Annotated in this window: 10 protein-coding genes; 1 reads left to right on the top strand and 9 read right to left on the bottom strand. The window is 44.7% G+C overall.

Annotation, left to right across the window (positions count from 1 at the left end; all coding sequences use genetic code 11):
* Position 1: 1 nt before the first annotated feature.
* The 9 genes from AC0YN6_RS14665 to AC0YN6_RS14625 form a co-directional block, all read right to left on the bottom strand.
* A complete protein-coding gene (locus tag AC0YN6_RS14665; RefSeq protein WP_475747691.1) occupies positions 2–2,953 on the bottom strand; it encodes an Ig-like domain-containing protein in 2,952 nt (983 codons plus the stop codon).
* An 85-nt stretch (positions 2,954–3,038) separates the two neighbouring features.
* Positions 3,039–6,008, bottom strand: coding sequence for a family 20 glycosylhydrolase (locus AC0YN6_RS14660; protein WP_475747690.1), 2,970 nt, complete (start codon positions 6,006–6,008; stop codon positions 3,039–3,041).
* Positions 6,009–6,155: 147 nt separating this feature from the next.
* On the bottom strand, positions 6,156–7,001 hold the full coding sequence (locus AC0YN6_RS14655) for a carbohydrate ABC transporter permease (RefSeq protein ID WP_475747689.1): 846 nt from the start codon (positions 6,999–7,001) through the stop codon (positions 6,156–6,158).
* Positions 7,002–7,014: 13 nt separating this feature from the next.
* Positions 7,015–7,917: a carbohydrate ABC transporter permease gene (locus AC0YN6_RS14650; protein ID WP_475747687.1), complete on the bottom strand. Its 903-nt coding sequence runs from the start codon at positions 7,915–7,917 to the stop codon at positions 7,015–7,017.
* A gap of 91 nt (positions 7,918–8,008) precedes the next feature.
* On the bottom strand, positions 8,009–9,373 hold the full coding sequence (locus AC0YN6_RS14645) for an ABC transporter substrate-binding protein (RefSeq protein ID WP_475747686.1): 1,365 nt from the start codon (positions 9,371–9,373) through the stop codon (positions 8,009–8,011).
* 187 nt (positions 9,374–9,560) lie between these two features.
* Positions 9,561–10,838 (bottom strand): extracellular solute-binding protein, encoded by a 1,278-nt coding sequence (locus tag AC0YN6_RS14640; RefSeq protein ID WP_475747685.1) that lies wholly within the window; start codon positions 10,836–10,838, stop codon positions 9,561–9,563.
* Between the two features lie 29 nt (positions 10,839–10,867).
* The gene (locus tag AC0YN6_RS14635; RefSeq protein ID WP_475747684.1) at positions 10,868–11,854 is read right to left on the bottom strand and encodes a substrate-binding domain-containing protein; all 987 of its coding nucleotides are present in this window, start codon (positions 11,852–11,854) and stop codon (positions 10,868–10,870) included.
* Positions 11,855–11,867: 13 nt separating this feature from the next.
* Positions 11,868–13,652, bottom strand: a complete 1,785-nt coding sequence (locus AC0YN6_RS14630) for a cache domain-containing sensor histidine kinase (protein WP_475747683.1) — start codon at positions 13,650–13,652, stop codon at positions 11,868–11,870.
* A gap of 1 nt (position 13,653) precedes the next feature.
* Positions 13,654–15,279 (bottom strand): response regulator transcription factor, encoded by a 1,626-nt coding sequence (locus tag AC0YN6_RS14625; protein ID WP_475747682.1) that lies wholly within the window; start codon positions 15,277–15,279, stop codon positions 13,654–13,656.
* A 404-nt stretch (positions 15,280–15,683) separates the two neighbouring features.
* On the opposite strand from AC0YN6_RS14625, the gene AC0YN6_RS14620 reads away from it, so the two are divergent.
* A complete protein-coding gene (locus AC0YN6_RS14620) occupies positions 15,684–16,628 on the top strand; it encodes a permease (protein WP_475747680.1) in 945 nt (314 codons plus the stop codon).
* The last annotated feature ends 14 nt before the right edge of the window (positions 16,629–16,642 follow it).

The following is a 16,642-nucleotide window of genomic DNA, read 5'->3' as shown; positions in this document are numbered from 1 at the left end:
CCTACTGAATGATTTTGTTAGCGATAGCTGCGAGGTCGTCAATGTCAATGATGTTGTCGTTGTTCATGTCCGCGAGTTTGACTTGATCCCAATTCGAACTCGTAGCGTTCTTGCCATAGTTCGCCGCTGCAAAGCCCAGATCCCCGATACTCACTTTGCCGTCGTTGTTCACATCTCCCGGAATGCCTACAGGTACTTGCGTGACTTGGATCGTGATCGATGAGGTGTCTGCTTTCGTTTCGCTTCCTTTGTCATCGGCGAGCGTTGCGTCCGCTACCGAGACCGTCCCCGATGCCGCTTGCGTAACATTCTTCGCCTTGAATACGATTTCGACGAATTCAGCCGTTCCGGTTACGGCATTGAGGGAGCCTTGACTCGCTATGATTAGGCGCAGCGTGCCCGACTGATCCTTCGATTCGACGATGCTTACGCCGTCTTTCGTTGACTTCGCCGAGACGAATTCCATTACATTGGCATCATAGTTCAGCTTGATGTCTTGACCGTAAACATTCTGAGTCAGCTCCTTCAGTCCGAAACGAATGGTGAATTCACTGCCGGCGAGAACGGAGTTCGCACCGCTGAGCGTAGTTCCAGGTGCTGCCGGAACGACCGCTTCTACGGTTACCTTACTAACAGCCGTAAAATTGCCTTCTGCCGTGGTGACGGTGATGTTCGCGCTGCCCGCTTTGAGCGCCGTCACGATAGCTTTGCCGTCTCCGCTATCTGCCACTACAGCAACGGTTTCGTCGCTGCTCGACCAAGTAACGTTCTTATTCGCCGCATCATTCGGCTGTACATTAGCGACTAGTTCTGACGTCTCGCCAACTTTCAAGGCAAGCGCCGTCTTATCAAGCTGAACGCCGGTTACCTCTATCGGCTGAGAACCAACCCATTCCAGAACCGATAGAACCGGTCTGTGATCGGAAGCAACATCTTCCATAATGACTTGAGCGTTAACAACACGCCATTGATTGTTGTTTCCGTACATGACGTAGTCGATCTTACCGCCCTCTACATTGGTCGAATCCGTAATACCCGCCGTAGCGTCTGTCCACTTGCTCGTTAAAGATTTGATCGGACCTGACTCCGGAGTTGCGTTTAAATCACCGGCCAAAATGTAAGGAGAAGTCGATCCATAAAGTTCAACAATCTTATTTACTTGATTTGCTTGAATGATCTCCGAGCTCCACTCCAGATGTGTTCCAGAGAACGTAAACTCAGGCAGACCGTTTGTTGGCGCAATCTTTGCTGTTAACACAACACGCTGCTCGGCTCCGCTTGAATTCGGCAGCAACGTTTTCTCCGAAGAGATAATTGGATAACGGGAAAGCAACGACACTCCGTATTCGCCACCTGACAAGTCGATTGCCTTACCGAAAATTACATGCATTCCCGTCAATTCAGCCAATTTCGCAGCTTGATCTACTTTACCGCTTCTTGGGACATTTTTATCCACCTCTTGCAAGGCAACGATGTCCGGATTCAAACTCATAATTACATCAGCAATGCGAGGTAAATTTACAATATTATCAATCCCTGCGCCATGATGAATGTTATAAGTCAGGACACGCACTCCAGGTCCCGACAAGGCTTCTACAGTAACTGTGCTTTCCGCTGCAAAGGCGCCTTCTGTCGTTGTCGCCTTGATTTTCGCTATTCCCGCCGTAATCGCAGTAACGATGATTTTCCCTCCGATCGTCGCAACTTTAGCAACCGTTTCGTCGCTGCTCGACCAAGTTACGTTTTTATTCGTCGCATTATTCGGCAGTACAGTGGCGACAAGCTGCGCCGTATCGCCTACTTTCAAAGCAAGCGACGTCTTATCAAGCTGAACACCGGTTACAGGCACTGTCAAATCCTCCGGAACAATCTTGTCGTATTTGAAGTTATCGAACACTGCAACTGTAGGACCGAACACTCTGACGCCCATCTTGCCTTCCCCGTTCGGAATTGAGTTCAAGCTGCCTTGGTAATACTGCGTACCGTTTACGAACAAGGTAACAAGCGATCCTTCAAACTTGATTTTCACCGTAGAAGTAACGCCTTTGGCTAGCCTCGCTTCCGTATTGTTCGACAGCAGCCCGTAGCTGTCCTGCGCGTTCACCCAGTACCAACTGCCGTTATCGTAACCAACCGATGCCCAGGCATCATTGCTCGTATAGCGGAAAATGATGCCTGCACGAATGTTGCCATTGTTTGTCGGCGTTATTTGAAATTCAATTTCTCCATCTTTAATGTTCGGCGAGTTGTTATCGATAAAGACATTGCTTGTGTTGTTAGCCGTCAACTGCAGCGCATAACCGCCAGCTTGCGACGAATCGCTTACGACCGCCATGCTGCCAGTTCCCGCCCCGATCGCGTGCTGCCAACCGCCAAGCTCATTATTCTCGAATGTTTGCTCATAGTGGATAGGCTCCGAATCCGGATTCGGCGGATACACTTCGAACTCATATAACGAGTAGCCATAACTGCCGGCCCGTAGAATACCCTGCATTTTCACATAACGGGCATTCTCTGTCGGGAATTTGATGACTTCCGTACCGCCCGCTCCCTTACTCGTCATGTAGACATCCTTCCACGTCTGCGCATCATTCGAAACCTGGATTTTATACCCTTTGGCGTAAGCAGCTTCCCATTTCAAGATCACCTTGTTGATGTCGATGTTTTTGCCGAGATCTACGTAAATCCATTCGTTGTCGTTGTATTTGGACGACCAGCGGGAGGTTCCCGACTCAATTTCGTCAAACGCCAGGTTTGCTGGAAATTTAGTGACTTCTACTGAAGAAGCCACTGCCGGCTGGCGTGCAGCTATGTTTATCGTCCACGGCGGAGAGACTTCGGCAATTACTTTCGGTTTGGAATTAGTGCTTGTTTCGGCAGCCAGGGCCGACTGGAACGGCAGAGAAGTCAATAGTAATGCGGCCAAACAGAAGACGCTGATCATTTTTCTCATTTTTTTCACCTCAATAATTCGTGATATGACTAAAAAACAGAGAGACCCCCAAACCTTTTGTTTGAGAATCTCTCTGATGTGTAAGTTATTCTATTATTATTTTTGCAATGAACGCTAAGTCCTCAATATCGATCTTGCCGTCATTGTTCATGTCGGCATGCTTGATGCTCGCCCAATCTGGACTTGTGGACGTTTTGCCATAATTAGCTGCCACGATACCCAGATCGCCAATCGATACTTTTTGGTCATTGTTCACATCGCCTGGAATACCAATCGGAACGGTAATCTCAACATTGTAGTTGGACACGCTATTTAATGGCGTTTCAACGCCATCTACATCGGCGACGACAGCATGATTCACGTAAACGGAGCTGCTTACAGTTTTGTTCAACTGTTGAGCCTGGAAGTTCAGCTTCAAAACGTCCACTGTTCCCGTTACTGCGCCATTCGAACCTGAAGATGCTGCAAGCAATCTCACAAGCCCATTAGATTCGGATTTACCGACAATTGTAAGTCCGTTGACGAGTGACTCCGCAGACACAAATCGCAATTGTGCTGGATCATAACTAATCGTCAGATCCTGGGCATAAACATTCGGAGTGACATTCACCAAGCTGTACGTTAAGCTGAAAGGCTGCTCGGTTAATACGGATACCGGACCAGTCAACTGGACACCGGATTCCACTTTTACTTCCAGCGCAGCGATAGCTGTCTGTAAAGTAGTTGCCGCTGCATCGACCTGCGCTTGTGTCGCGTTCCCGTCATTGCTCACGATGACGGCTGCAGTCAAAGCCGTCTGCAGCGCAGTCCAGGATGCCGTTGTGTAGGTACTGCTGTTCAATGCTTGTGCTTCCGCAATTTTTGCATTCAGCGTTGTTTTATCGGCTGCAATGAGTAGAGCAACCTCGCTTGCGCTCAACGCCCTGTTGAATATTCTCAATTCATCCATACTGCCTTTGAAATGCGAAGTTTTTACTCCAGTTCCAGGCTGCGCTTCTACTCCAACTAATGACATCGGACCATTCATTTTACCTGCGATTGTTTCTTTTAGCACACCATTTGCATAAAGAGCAGTTCCGGCGCTTGTACCTACAAATGTCAGATGAGTCCATTGGTTTGAAGGAATACTATAATTGAACGTAGAGTCTTTAACACCATAAATGGAAACCCCAACTTTACCTGTTTTATTCCACTGGTTGATCTTAATTGATGAAGATGAGCCGCCCAGAAGCACCTCATTTCTCGACGTACTCGGCTGTCCGTTAACCCAGACGCCTACTGTCCAGTCTCCTGTTATATCTTGCCCGCCTAAATTTACATAACCTGTGCTTCCATCAAAACTTACCCCATTTCCAAACTTACCCGATGTCCACGTTGCGCCGCCAACTAAAGTTCCATTTCGAGCACCAGACGTATCCACCAAGGTGGTTCCAGTTCCTTCATCCATCTTCCATTCTGAATTTATTGGGACAAAAGGTTGCTCCCATACAATTGGGTCGGCGAAATATTTTATCCCTTTATTTTGCATTCGTACTGCTTGATCTGTAAGCCTTCCTTTAAAATCATCCCAGTTTCTACTGCTCTGAGCGGTCCAGCCGACTTCAGCATTCGCAATTAATCGCGGATAGAGCATATAATCCATATTATCTTGAGTCACAATGGTTTCTGACCATAATGTACTATCGATTCCATAAATATTTGCTCCTGAAATACAATCGGTTGGGTTCCAATTATAAGCTTTGTGAGTATTGATGAGTCCTCTCCAAGATAAGCCAAGCGGCGAATCTGCGTAGTATTTCATGTCAATATAAGCATTAGCTGGAGATACGATGACCTTCATCCCTTTTGCCTTCGCTGAAGTTCCAGTTGAAGCGGTGCAATGCCAATTCTGCAGAATAGAATCACTTGTTGCTCCGCTTGAGACATCCGACGGGTCCCACCCAATTACTTTCTTTCCATAATTTTTAACAATAGCTGTAGTTCTGCCAATAAAATAATCGTAATCTTCAGCTGAAGTTGAGTGAGATTCATCCCCGCCAATATGAATATAGGGTGAAGTTGATATTGCAGCAAGCTCTTTAATTACATCATCAACAAACGCATACGTAACTTCAGATCGAGCCATAAGTGTACTATAGCCTACTGCAATATCCGTTCGCATTGGCTTTCTTTGTCCATCAGGATTTAGTTCACCATATGAAGCTAAAGCCGCATTCGTATGACCAGGCATATCGATTTCTGGAATGACTTCAATATATCGATCATTCGCATAGCTGACGATTTCTTTAAACTGCTCCTGTGTATAATATCCGCCTGGACCTCCGCCTACCTGTCCCTTGCTTCCAATCTCCACTAGATCAGGTCTAGATTTAATTTCAATACGCCAAGCCTGATCATCAGTCAAATGCATATGAAACTTGTTGATCTTATATTGCGAAGCCAAATCGATCTGACGTTTAACTTGTTCCACAGGAAAGAAGTGTCGTGCCACATCAAGCATGAGTCCACGATATTCGTAAGCAGGCTTGTCACTAATATTGGAATTAGGGATCACCCATTGTACACCAGAAACAACGGTGCTCTTCTCAATATCTGCTGGTAAGAGCTGTAATAAGGTTTGATTACCTCTAAAAACACCTTCCGGTTTATTAGCTGTAAGTGTAACTTGATTGGAAGTTGTAATTAAATCATACCCCTCGTTGCCTAGGGCTGCGTTTCCACCAATTGTAGTGAGGTAAATACTTCCTGAAGTTGGATTGTTTGATTTTATGACGCTAATTTGGAATCCGGTTGAAGCATTCAGCTTATTGGCAAGCTTTTGTCCGATTTTGAATAGCTCTTCTGTTTCCTCAGGGGTATTACCAGCTACATAAATAGAAGTGGTTTGTGTTAAAAGAAATTGCCCAGTTCCAACTGTATAACTTATAGGTTTTGGTAATATTGAAGGCGAATTAGAAGCGGCGATAGCATGATCAGGAAGTGCGCTCATAATATTTACTGATAAAAGTAAAGCCAAGGCTGTAGAAACTACTTTTTTCCCAATTAATTTTTTCATCCTACTTTCACCTCTCCTACATGTTTGTTTAGTTAGCCTCACGGTATACGTCGTAGCCCTGTTACTAACATGCTTAAAGTCAAGCTGCACGTTATACAAACTCTAGCATCCTCCGAGCGATCCCCCCCTTTCCGACTGATGACTGATTTACTTGACCGCACCAGCCGTAATCCCGCTTGCGATTTGTCTTTGAAAGATCATATAAATAATAAGTACTGGAACGATCGTAATCAGAAGTGCTGCGAACAAAGGCCCCCACTCCGTACGATACTGCATCTCAGCTTGCATCACTCCTATTTCCACCGGCAGCGTATATTGAGCCGGATCGTTAATCAGAATCGTACCTACAATGTATTCGTTCCAAATGTTCAGAATATTGACTATGCCTATCGTAATCAATCCTGGTTGAGACAATGGGAGCATGACCCGAAAGAACGTCCCATAATAAGAAGCTCCATCAACGATTGCAGCTTCTTCCAGTTCCTTAGGCAGTGATTTGAAGAATCCTATAAGGACAAAAATTCCAAATGCAAGTAAGCTGGAGGTATAAACGAGTATCAAGCCCAGCTTTGTATTAATTAAGCCCATTGTGTTCATTAAGAAGAATAAAGGGATTAGCGCTAATACAAAAGGAACCATCATTGAAGAAATATAGAGAAGAAACAAAGCATTGCTGCCTCTAAACTTATATCTCGCCAGTACGTAAGCCGTCGTTGCCGATAAAAGCAGCGCCAGAGCGGTCGAGCCAATTGTAACAACAAGCGAATTGATGAAATACGTATCAAAGTTATATTTACTCCATACATAGGAAAAATTGGACCATAAAAGCGGAAACTCGGGCAAGGCCCATGGCGCTTTTAAGAAAAATTGTTCGTTATTCTTTAGAGAATCCAGCAAGGTCCATAAGAGCGGGTACAGTACCGATATGCCCCATAAAATCAAAATAGCATAAATGACCAGCTTTGCGATCGGATTTTTAGTCTGTAAGTTCATCTCTTTATCCCCCTTAGCTCATCTCAACGGTGTCATGACGCATTAACCGTTGAAGTACGATTGTCGTGACTAACGACAGAACCAAGATGATAAACCCTATCGAAGCTCCGTAACCGAAATGAAATTGCCGGAATGCCATCTGATACAAATATGAGCCCATAACCTGTGTGCTATTATCCGGCCCACCCTCCGTCATGATCCATACAATAACGAAGGAACCATTCAAGGTGGTCATCATGATATTCAAGATGGATACTTTTATTTGCTCCCATGTGAGAGGAACGGTAATGCTCCAAAATTGCTTCCACTCGCCCGCGCCTTCGATGTTGGCCGCTTCGTAATACGATTCAGGAATGCTCTGAATTGCTGCGATCAGAAGAATCATATAAAACCCTATACCTGCCCATATGGCCGGAGGCAGGAGCATCCAAATGGTGTGTTCGGGAAAGCCCAGCCATGTTATCGTGACTTTTTCCTTTGTGAATAACGACAGAAACGCATTCAAGAAGCCGATTTGCGGATTATATATAAAATTCCATAATACTCCGATAACAACGACGGAAATGACATTCGGAATAAAGAAGATCGATCGAAAAAAACCAGCCAGTTTAAAACCGAAGCGAGTAAGCGCTACTGCGAAAAAAGTCGCTAGAAACATAATGCCGATTACTTTTCCTGCAACAAGGAAATAATCGTTGCCGATCGCTCTCCATACAATTGGATCGTGAAGCATCTCTTTGAAATTATCAAGACCGATAAACGTTTTTTTATTCGACATGCCGGACCATTCGAAGAAAGAATAATATAAGCTTTGTACGACCGGATAAATCGTAAATACGCCAAAAAATATAAGCGTCGGGATGATGAATGATGCAATAAATATGTTTCTCTGCCATTTTACCGTCCCTGAGTTCATACTTCCCATCCCTCCGTGTATACTCGCAGAAAGTGATCGAGGCGGTAAACCCCGATCACTACCGCTTTAAATAAGTTCTGTTGTTGGCTTATTATTTGCTAACCTTTTTCACCACGTCAGTAACCCTTTTCACCCATTCTTCGGGTGTAATGGTATTGATGGTTAGCGCGTCCGTTGCATCCATCATCGCCTTATCCACGTCCGCGTTATAGGTGATAGTCGGGATAACGATCGTGTTCGGGTCCGTCAAATATTTCGCTGCATCTTTAACAAAACTCGGAGCATTGGAGGCACTGATGTCACCTTTGATGTTCGAAGGAGCACCGCTGAGCTCGGCCCACTGCGAAGCTTGGTCTTTCGAGAAAATAAATTGTAAGAACGCCTTAGCCGCTTCTTTATTCTTACCATTCTTAGCAACGCCTACAGTAGCCGTGGAGGTGTTGGCAACCACTTTTCCGCCCGCTTCTTGCGTAACCGAAGGAATGAATCCAAATTCGAAGCCCTCAGGAACATCCTTGGACATTTCGTTAGGCAGCCACAGTCCATTCGGAATAAAGGCATCTTTATTTTGCAAGAACAGCATTTGTGAATCAGTGTGATTAATTTGAATGGAGGCCTTATCAATGAAGCCTTTATCGCGTAAGGCTACAATCTGATTCAAGGCAGCAAGAACGGCAGGGCTCTCAAAAGCTTCTACTTTATTGGCTGCCATATCTTGAAGAATGGTGAAATCATTGTTGTTCGCCGACACGATCGCAGGGTACAGAATTGAACCGTTGATATAGTACGGGTATTTGCCTGTGTGAATGAAAGGCGTAATTCCGTCAGCTTTGATTTTATCGCTTACATCAAGGAAAGATTGGAAATCAGTCGGTTCAGTCCAGCCTTTTTCCTGGAAGAGCGATTTGTTCCAGAACACACCCCAGGAGTTCAAAACGAGTGGAATATTATAGGTTTTACCGTCAAATTGTTGTGCTGGTTGAGCCAGGATATCCGTAATCAGATCGCCGTCAACATTCTTGGCATCCTTCAGCCAGTCGGTCAAATCTTCAAGCAGGCCATCTTCTACCATTTGGCGGTCATTCAAGCCCGCACCATCGATATACACGAAATCAGGCGGATTGCCACCAATCCAACGGGGTTTATTTTGATCATTTATTTTTGGCCCTGCGGATTCTTTAACGTTTAGATCCGGGTTCGCAGCTTGGAAATCAGCAATAACCTTTTTCCACCATTTGTCGCCATACCCGCCAACGAAGTATTGGATTTCGAAGTCACCCGTCAGCTTAACCGGTTCGTTCTCGGCAGCAGGCGCACTTGTTGATTCAGCAGTAGGTGCAGCATTAGAAGGCGTATTGGAGGACTCTACATTGTTTGAACTACTGCATCCCGCTAGCGATACGGCAGCCATTATAGCGGCGATACCAATCGCCGCAATCTTTTTCTTCATAATCATAAAAGCAAACCCTCCCAATAATGATGTTTTTACGCTTTATTTATGAACTCTTATTTGAGCTCCAGCGTGTAGCTTCATCATAAATTGGGAGGGCTTTAATCTCTATTGAATATCTTCCATATATTCTTTATTTTCTTCTTTTCTGTGTAATCGAAGAGGAAAGTAACCTATTTATCATTACTTCCGTTCAATTTTGCTGACCTCTCTTCATTTCTGCGAATTGCTGGAGCTTGTCTAATGCTGCTTTTGGGGTAATATTCTCGTATAGGACGGCGTCTCCCATCTTGCGGGTGTAATCCAGCACAGCTTGCCAGGAAGGCTCCTTCACCGGATAGAACTTCGCTTTACTTAATGCTTCCAGATCGCTCTTCATGACTTCGTCCTGCTTGGACAATCGAGCGCCTACTGTCGTAGTAGCCGGAAGAAAACCTTCCCGTTTAATCATTTCTTCATATGCCCGATCCTCATATAGAAAATCCAGAAACTTGGACAAAGCTTCTTGGTTTGTATGATCAGTCTTAAAGGAAACGAGCACATCATGTACACCGAAAGTAATGGGAGGCATACCGTCCTTCACTGGAATCGGACCTTTACCCCATTGCAGCTTCGGAAACTCCTTTGGGACGACTGATGAGAAATAATTGCCGGATATCATCATGGCAAGCTGTTCGCCACCCAATACCCGTTGCTTCTCGTCGCGTGTCGTGACGGTTGGTTCCGGATCGGTCAAGCCTTTATCAAACAGTTCTTTAAGAAAGGTTACACCCTCAATATTTGCGGGGGAATTAATATTCCACTTCCCATCTTTAATCCAATCTCCGCCCGCGCCGTAAAAAATATAAGACAAAGTCGCCTGAGTCTCATTATCCGATAGGTCAACGCCGAAACCTTCTGCCGCTCCGAGCGCTTTGACTTTGCGTGCAGCTATCTCAAGCTCGGACCATGTTGTCGGAGGGGAGATAATACCCGCCTTCTGGAGCAGGTCCTTGTTATAATATAAATTCCGGGTGGTGGCTACGTACGGAATTGCATACTGCACCCCATTCATCTGATCCATCTCAACTAAATTCGGGTAAAGCTTACTCGCTAGCTCAGGAGATATAATGTCGCTCAAATTATTAAGCAAACCGTCCTGGGCATAATGGGCATATACATTTGTGTTTAGGAGGTCGGGAGGCTGACTCTTGCTAATCATTGTCGTATAGATACCGTCGAGATTATCCCAGTTGGCGACTTGTAGCTCAACATCTATTAGAGGATTCTTCCTCCTAAATTCATTAACAAGCTTCTCTAGCAGCGGCTTCGTCTCTGAACTGTATTCGGCAGCGACGAAGCGAATCAATGCCCTTTCCTTCTTTGGAGCTACAAAAGGCTCCGGGCTCGTTTTCATACATGAAGAGAGGGCAAGCGGTAAAAGAATGACAGCCACAATAAGAGGTTGCACTTGACAAGATTTTCGCTGCATAGGGTTATCTTATCCTTCCTAAGTGGGGTCTACTTGCTATTAATAAACGGGAACAGCAGCTTCTGATTCTCAATTGTATACATATTTTCTTTTGTAATCACATTTGATTCGATATAAGTAATTGCATTGGTTTCGTCGCCCTCTATTAACTTCAACGCCGTTTTCACTCCAAGGTAGCCCATATTAAAGGGCTTCTGCACAATCGATGCTTTTATAATCCCAGCCTCTAGCAATTGTACCTCGTCGCTGGTGCTGTCAAACCCGATTAGGTTAATCTCTTCTGTCTTGTTCAACTCCTTCAATACTTTAGCAACACCCTGCGAAGCGGATCCATTCATCGTAATAAACATATTAATGGGGGAGTCGCTCATTATAAGTTGCTTAGCGATGCCGTAAGCCCGATTTTCGGAATTGTCTGCATAATAGGTCCCTATCCAGCTATCCTTGTAGCCTGCAAGTGCGAGCCGCATCCCTGCCAACCTTTCCTCAGAAACTATTGAATTCGCATTATCGCTAATAATTGCAAGGATTGGATGGCCGTTTGTTTCCTCAATTGAAGTTTGACCCGCTAGACGGCCTTCCTCCATGTGATTGCTGGACACGACTATGGGAGAAGGTTCCATATTCGGTGATTGATTAATAATGACTAGTTTAATACCTGCTGAACGGGCTTTGGCAAGAACAACCCGCATCCGGTCATCCATGATGGCGGCTAAGATAATGGCTTCCGGTTTGCGTTCAATCGCCGCTTCCAACATTTGAATTCGGGCATTAGAATCATCTTCTGAAAGTGGACCTTCAACGCTTAGATTCAGCCCCATCTCTTTGGCAGCAGCTGCTGCTCCCTGGTTCACAGCCTGCCAGAAGTCAAAACGAGAGTTTAAAGTATTCAGAAAAACCGTAACACTTCTCTCCTCATGGGCAACACCTGTGAATAGCTTGAAATGAAATACAGAGTATATGGAAATTATAGCAATGGCCAGAACTAGCAATTGGGTAAATCGATGCTTCCGCATTAGTCTGCACTCCTTAATCAAGTTTGGGTATCACTATCGTAATACAGGTACCTTCCTCGATTTCACTACGGATTTGGATACCATATTCATGCCCAAAATACAGCTTGATCCGCTCGTTGACGTTACGGATGCCTATGCCTTGATTACGAATATCTTCCTCATTGCTAAAGAGGAGCCTCCCCAGTTGCTCCGGTGTCATTCCATGTCCATTATCCTCGACTTCAAATACGACTTGATCTCCCGATATTCTCCCGCGTACCGTAATCTGTCCATCCTCAATTCCGTACATGTTGCGAATTCCGTGGTAAATCGCATTTTCCACAAAAGGCTGAAGCAATATTTTCAGAGTCTTATAGCCGAGAATAGATTCATCGATATCGATTACATAATTGAGCTCATTATTATAACGCATCTGTTGTATAAGCAAATAGTTCGTAATATGTTCAATTTCCACCCGAATCGGTACCAACTCTTGGTCCTTCGTAATGCTTGCACGGAACAGCTTGGCTAGAGCGGAAGTCATGAGAACGACCTCCTCATGCTGCTTCTGCTCGGCCATCCAGACGATGGAATCAAGCGTATTGTATAGAAAATGGGGATTGATTTGCGATTGAAGCAGCAACAACTCGCTCTTTCGCTTGTTCTCTTGGTTCTTAATCGTCTCCTCCATCAGGAATTTGGTTCTGCTAACCATTAGATTAAACGATCGGCCCAGCTGTCCTATTTCGTTCATTAGGCCGATTTCGGTCTGAATATCGAAATTTCCTTTCTCCACCTGCTTCATATCCGATTGCAATATTTTAATCGGCTTCGATAATCGGTGAGACAGCCCTAGGGAGATCAGCAACGAAAATGCTAAACCGCATAAGGAATAAAAGATAATAGAATTGCGTAAATCGTCTTTACTAGCAATCAGATCATCTGTGTAGGCGACTCCGGCTATTCTCCATCCGAAATTCGTATCCTGTACGGAATAGATGCGCTTGCCATCCCCTTCGTTAACTACAAATGATTGACCGCTTGAGGCCTGAAGAACCTCCGTAATTCGTTCGGTCTGTAATTTACTATCGTAAAGTTGCTGCTGAGGGTGATATACGATATTCCCTTCTCTATCCAATATAAAGAGATAGCCTTTTTTGCCAAGGTTAATGTTATTACAAATATCGTTTATAATACTTAGGTTCAGGTCCACAAGGAGTACGCCTTCGGCCGTTATTCCATCTGTACTCTTAAGTTCTCGGCTCAAGGACACGACCCAGCGATATTCGTTCTCGATTAAATTCTGTACATGGGGTGCGGAAACGACAGATTTGCCACCTGCCGCCTTAGCCATCTGGTACCATTCCTGATCCTCCAGCCGCGTGTTCGGATTTAAGCTTGTAATTCTATGATCAGTTACAAATCTATCGTTGTACCCGAATACCATGATGGAAGCAATATCTTTACGCGTGTATAGAATCGCCTGAAATAAGTCGGAGATTCGCTTCTCGTACGTACGGCGATTTTCTGAGCTAATGAAGCTGTTTTCGGATATGTAATATTTGACGTCCTTATTCGTCAGAGTGAGCAGCGAAATATTCTCCATGTTGTCGATATAGGATTGGATGTTCAAATTGACCTGCTTTATAATCTCCTCAATGTAGCCTTTCGAATTTCTCTCAACAGCAGCGACGGACACTTGATAGCTTACTAGACTCGTCAATACGATCGCGGCTAAAATCACAAAGGAAAACGCCAGGGATATACTGGACTGAATGCTTTTCAGCGGAAATAATGGCAAGAGACGTTCTTTGAGCATGTTAGGCTCCGCTCCCCTTTATTTGTTTATCTCGGTAATCTTTTGGCGTTGTTCCCGTATGCTTCTTGAATAAAATACTGAAATAATTCGGATCCTTGTATCCGACCTGCTCTGCGATTTCATACAATTTCAACGTTGAGCCATGAAGAAGCTCCTTCGCCTTAGCGACTCGTACACCGGTCAAATATTCGATAAAGGTTACTCCCGTATGCTGCTTGAATACAAGGCTGAAATAGCTTGTACTCATAAGAACATGACGGCATAAGTCCTGCAGGGATAACTTCTCATTGGCATAATTCGTATCTATGTACTCTACCGCGCGATGAATTTGCATATTCGTCAGGTAGTTGCGGTTATCCGTGATGGTGGAGATGACGGAGCTCACCACATCCTTTAACCAAACTTCGATTTCATCCAGCGTCTTAAATCTAAATACATCCATCATCTTTATTTGTTGATCGAATGGATGCACATACTCATGAATGGCAAGCTCCTGTATTGAGTTCATAAGAGAGAGAACAACCTTCTGCATTTGCAGCATGCAGGCTTCTACCGGAGCCAATGATGTCTTCAGCTCAGCTACCCCAATTTCGATCAACTGGTAGGCGTCTTGAATGGCACCTGTTTTCATAGCTGTGGCAAGCTTGCGGTCCCAGTCCAAGCTCAGCGGCATGGAGTCCGAAGGCTTTCCTTCTATATCCATAATACTGAATACGCGATTTTTCCCTAATAGAAATCGATAATCTATAACAGACAACGCACTCTTGTAGGAAAGAGGAAGCTGCTCAGCACGTGTGCAGGTTCTGCCGATCCCGATCGTAACCGTAAACTTCAAATACTTCTCAACTTGATAGCGTACTTCCTCTGCAAGAGAATAAACCTGTTCATACAAGAGACTCTCATTCTCTTGTCCAGAAATAATCGCGACCATCCTCTCTTCACGGGTACGGAATGTAAGTACATGATCCCGCTCCAACGATTCCTGAAAAATAGCAAATGCGGCAAATCGCAATAATTCGGCATCATGTTCATAGAAAGGAAACTCCCGCTCTCCAAAATCATCGATATCCACTACCATTACCAAATACAATGGCGATACCGGCGGTAGGTTGAAATAAGCTAATCGTTCTTCGATTTCCACCTTGCTAAGCCCTACAGCAACTAGACGTTCAAGGAACCGCTCCTTGAGCAGTGGAAGACTTTGCTCCAATTGATGATTTAATCTGGTTAGATCTTCGCGACGCTGCTTTTCTTCATCCATCTCTACTTTAATTCGTCCGAGCAGAAGCCGTATTTCTTGCGCCGTGATCGGCTTCAGGATAAAATCAGATATCTTAAGCCTAATCGCCTGCTGTGCATATTCAAATTCATCAAACCCTGTTAATATAATCATCTTTATATACGGAAACTGCGCAGATATCAATCCGGCCAATTCTAATCCATCCATAAATGGCATGCTAATGTCTGAAATGACCAGCTCCGGCCTATTTAACTCTACTGCATCCCAAGCCTCTCGCCCGTTGGCATAATCACCTATCAATTCAAAGCCAAGCTCATTCCAATTAATCGTATTTTTCAATCCGATCCGGACTACCGCTTCATCATCGACAATAATCACTTTGTACATCGAAGTCCCTCCAGCTTTCACAAATACGTATAAGCATAATATCAATATGTCCTTCTATTCTAAAGGGATGAATGTTCGTTTGTTTTTCCATATGCTATTTATTCGCATTACGAGCTCTTTATCCTGCTGCTAGGGATAGAAAAATGGAAAACATTTGCTTTAAGCTGCCGTTGGCAAATTGCTCCTTTTGCCGTTCAACTAACGTTACTCGTTAGTGTAATTAATAACTGAGTTTATTTCCTTTTTAAGATAAGCAAAGATCGAGATTAATTTTTTATTATTTCTTAATAATGGGATGACGCTAGAATAACATTTAAGCTTTAAAATAAGTACAAACACACATAAAAGCAATGAAATATTGATAATTATGTTGTTTTTAATTATATGTTAGGGGGTGGGGTTCAGTGAGTTTTTTAAGCGATTTTCGCACGATGGTCATCGGAATTTTATTGGAGTCGTTTCCTTTTATTTTGCTGGGCGTCATCATCTCAGCGTTGCTTCAAACGTTGATCAGCGACCATACCTTGCAGAGATGGATGCCTAAGAGGACGATAACCGGCATTCTATTCGGCTGTTTGCTAGGCATCGTTTTTCCGCTTTGCGAATGCGGATTGATTCCCGTCGTGCATCGGCTGATCCGCAAAGGCATGCCGGCTTATATCGGTTTAGTCTTTATGATGGCGGGACCTATCATCAATCCGGTTGTATTTGCGTCCACGTTCGTTGCGTTTAAAGCGCAGCCGGAAATGCCGATCTACCGAATGGCGCTGGCGTTTGCCGCTGCCGCGGCGATTGGACTGTGGGCGGCAAGGGGATTACGCGAGTCCGCGCTTCGGACACCTGCGATCGACGGTCATGTTCATGTCGGGGCATGCGGGCATGATACCAAACAGCCGAGCCGTCCCGGAAAAATGCAGAACACCAAAACCTCATGGCGGCGCAAAGTTCATGAAACGTTGGAGCACGCGGCCATCGAAATGTTCGACGTCGGCAAATTTTTGGTATTGGGAGCAGTCATTGCGGCCTTGCTACAAACGATTGTCAGCAGAAGTTGGCTTGTTTCGTTAAGCGATGGGGAAGTGGTTCCGCAATTGTTTATGATGGGGCTTTCCTATGTGCTTTCGATTTGTTCTACCGCCGACTCTTTTGTGGCCGTTACGTTTAGTCCCGATTTCAGCTATGGTTCCTTGTTGGCCTTTCTCGTTTTCGGCGCCATGCTAGACATTAAGAGTACGTTGATGCTGCTGAAAGTATTCCGCGCCAGAACAGTCATCATCGTATCGGTCATCGCGGCTGCTGTTGTTTTGGCGGGATCGATTCTTATCGACAAACTGCATCTTTATTTCTAAATAATGGGAGGTGA

The organism is Paenibacillus sp. J22P15, from assembly GCF_056269345.1.
Note: the sequence above shows the minus strand (reverse complement) of the source record. Positions and strands in the feature narration are given on the sequence as shown.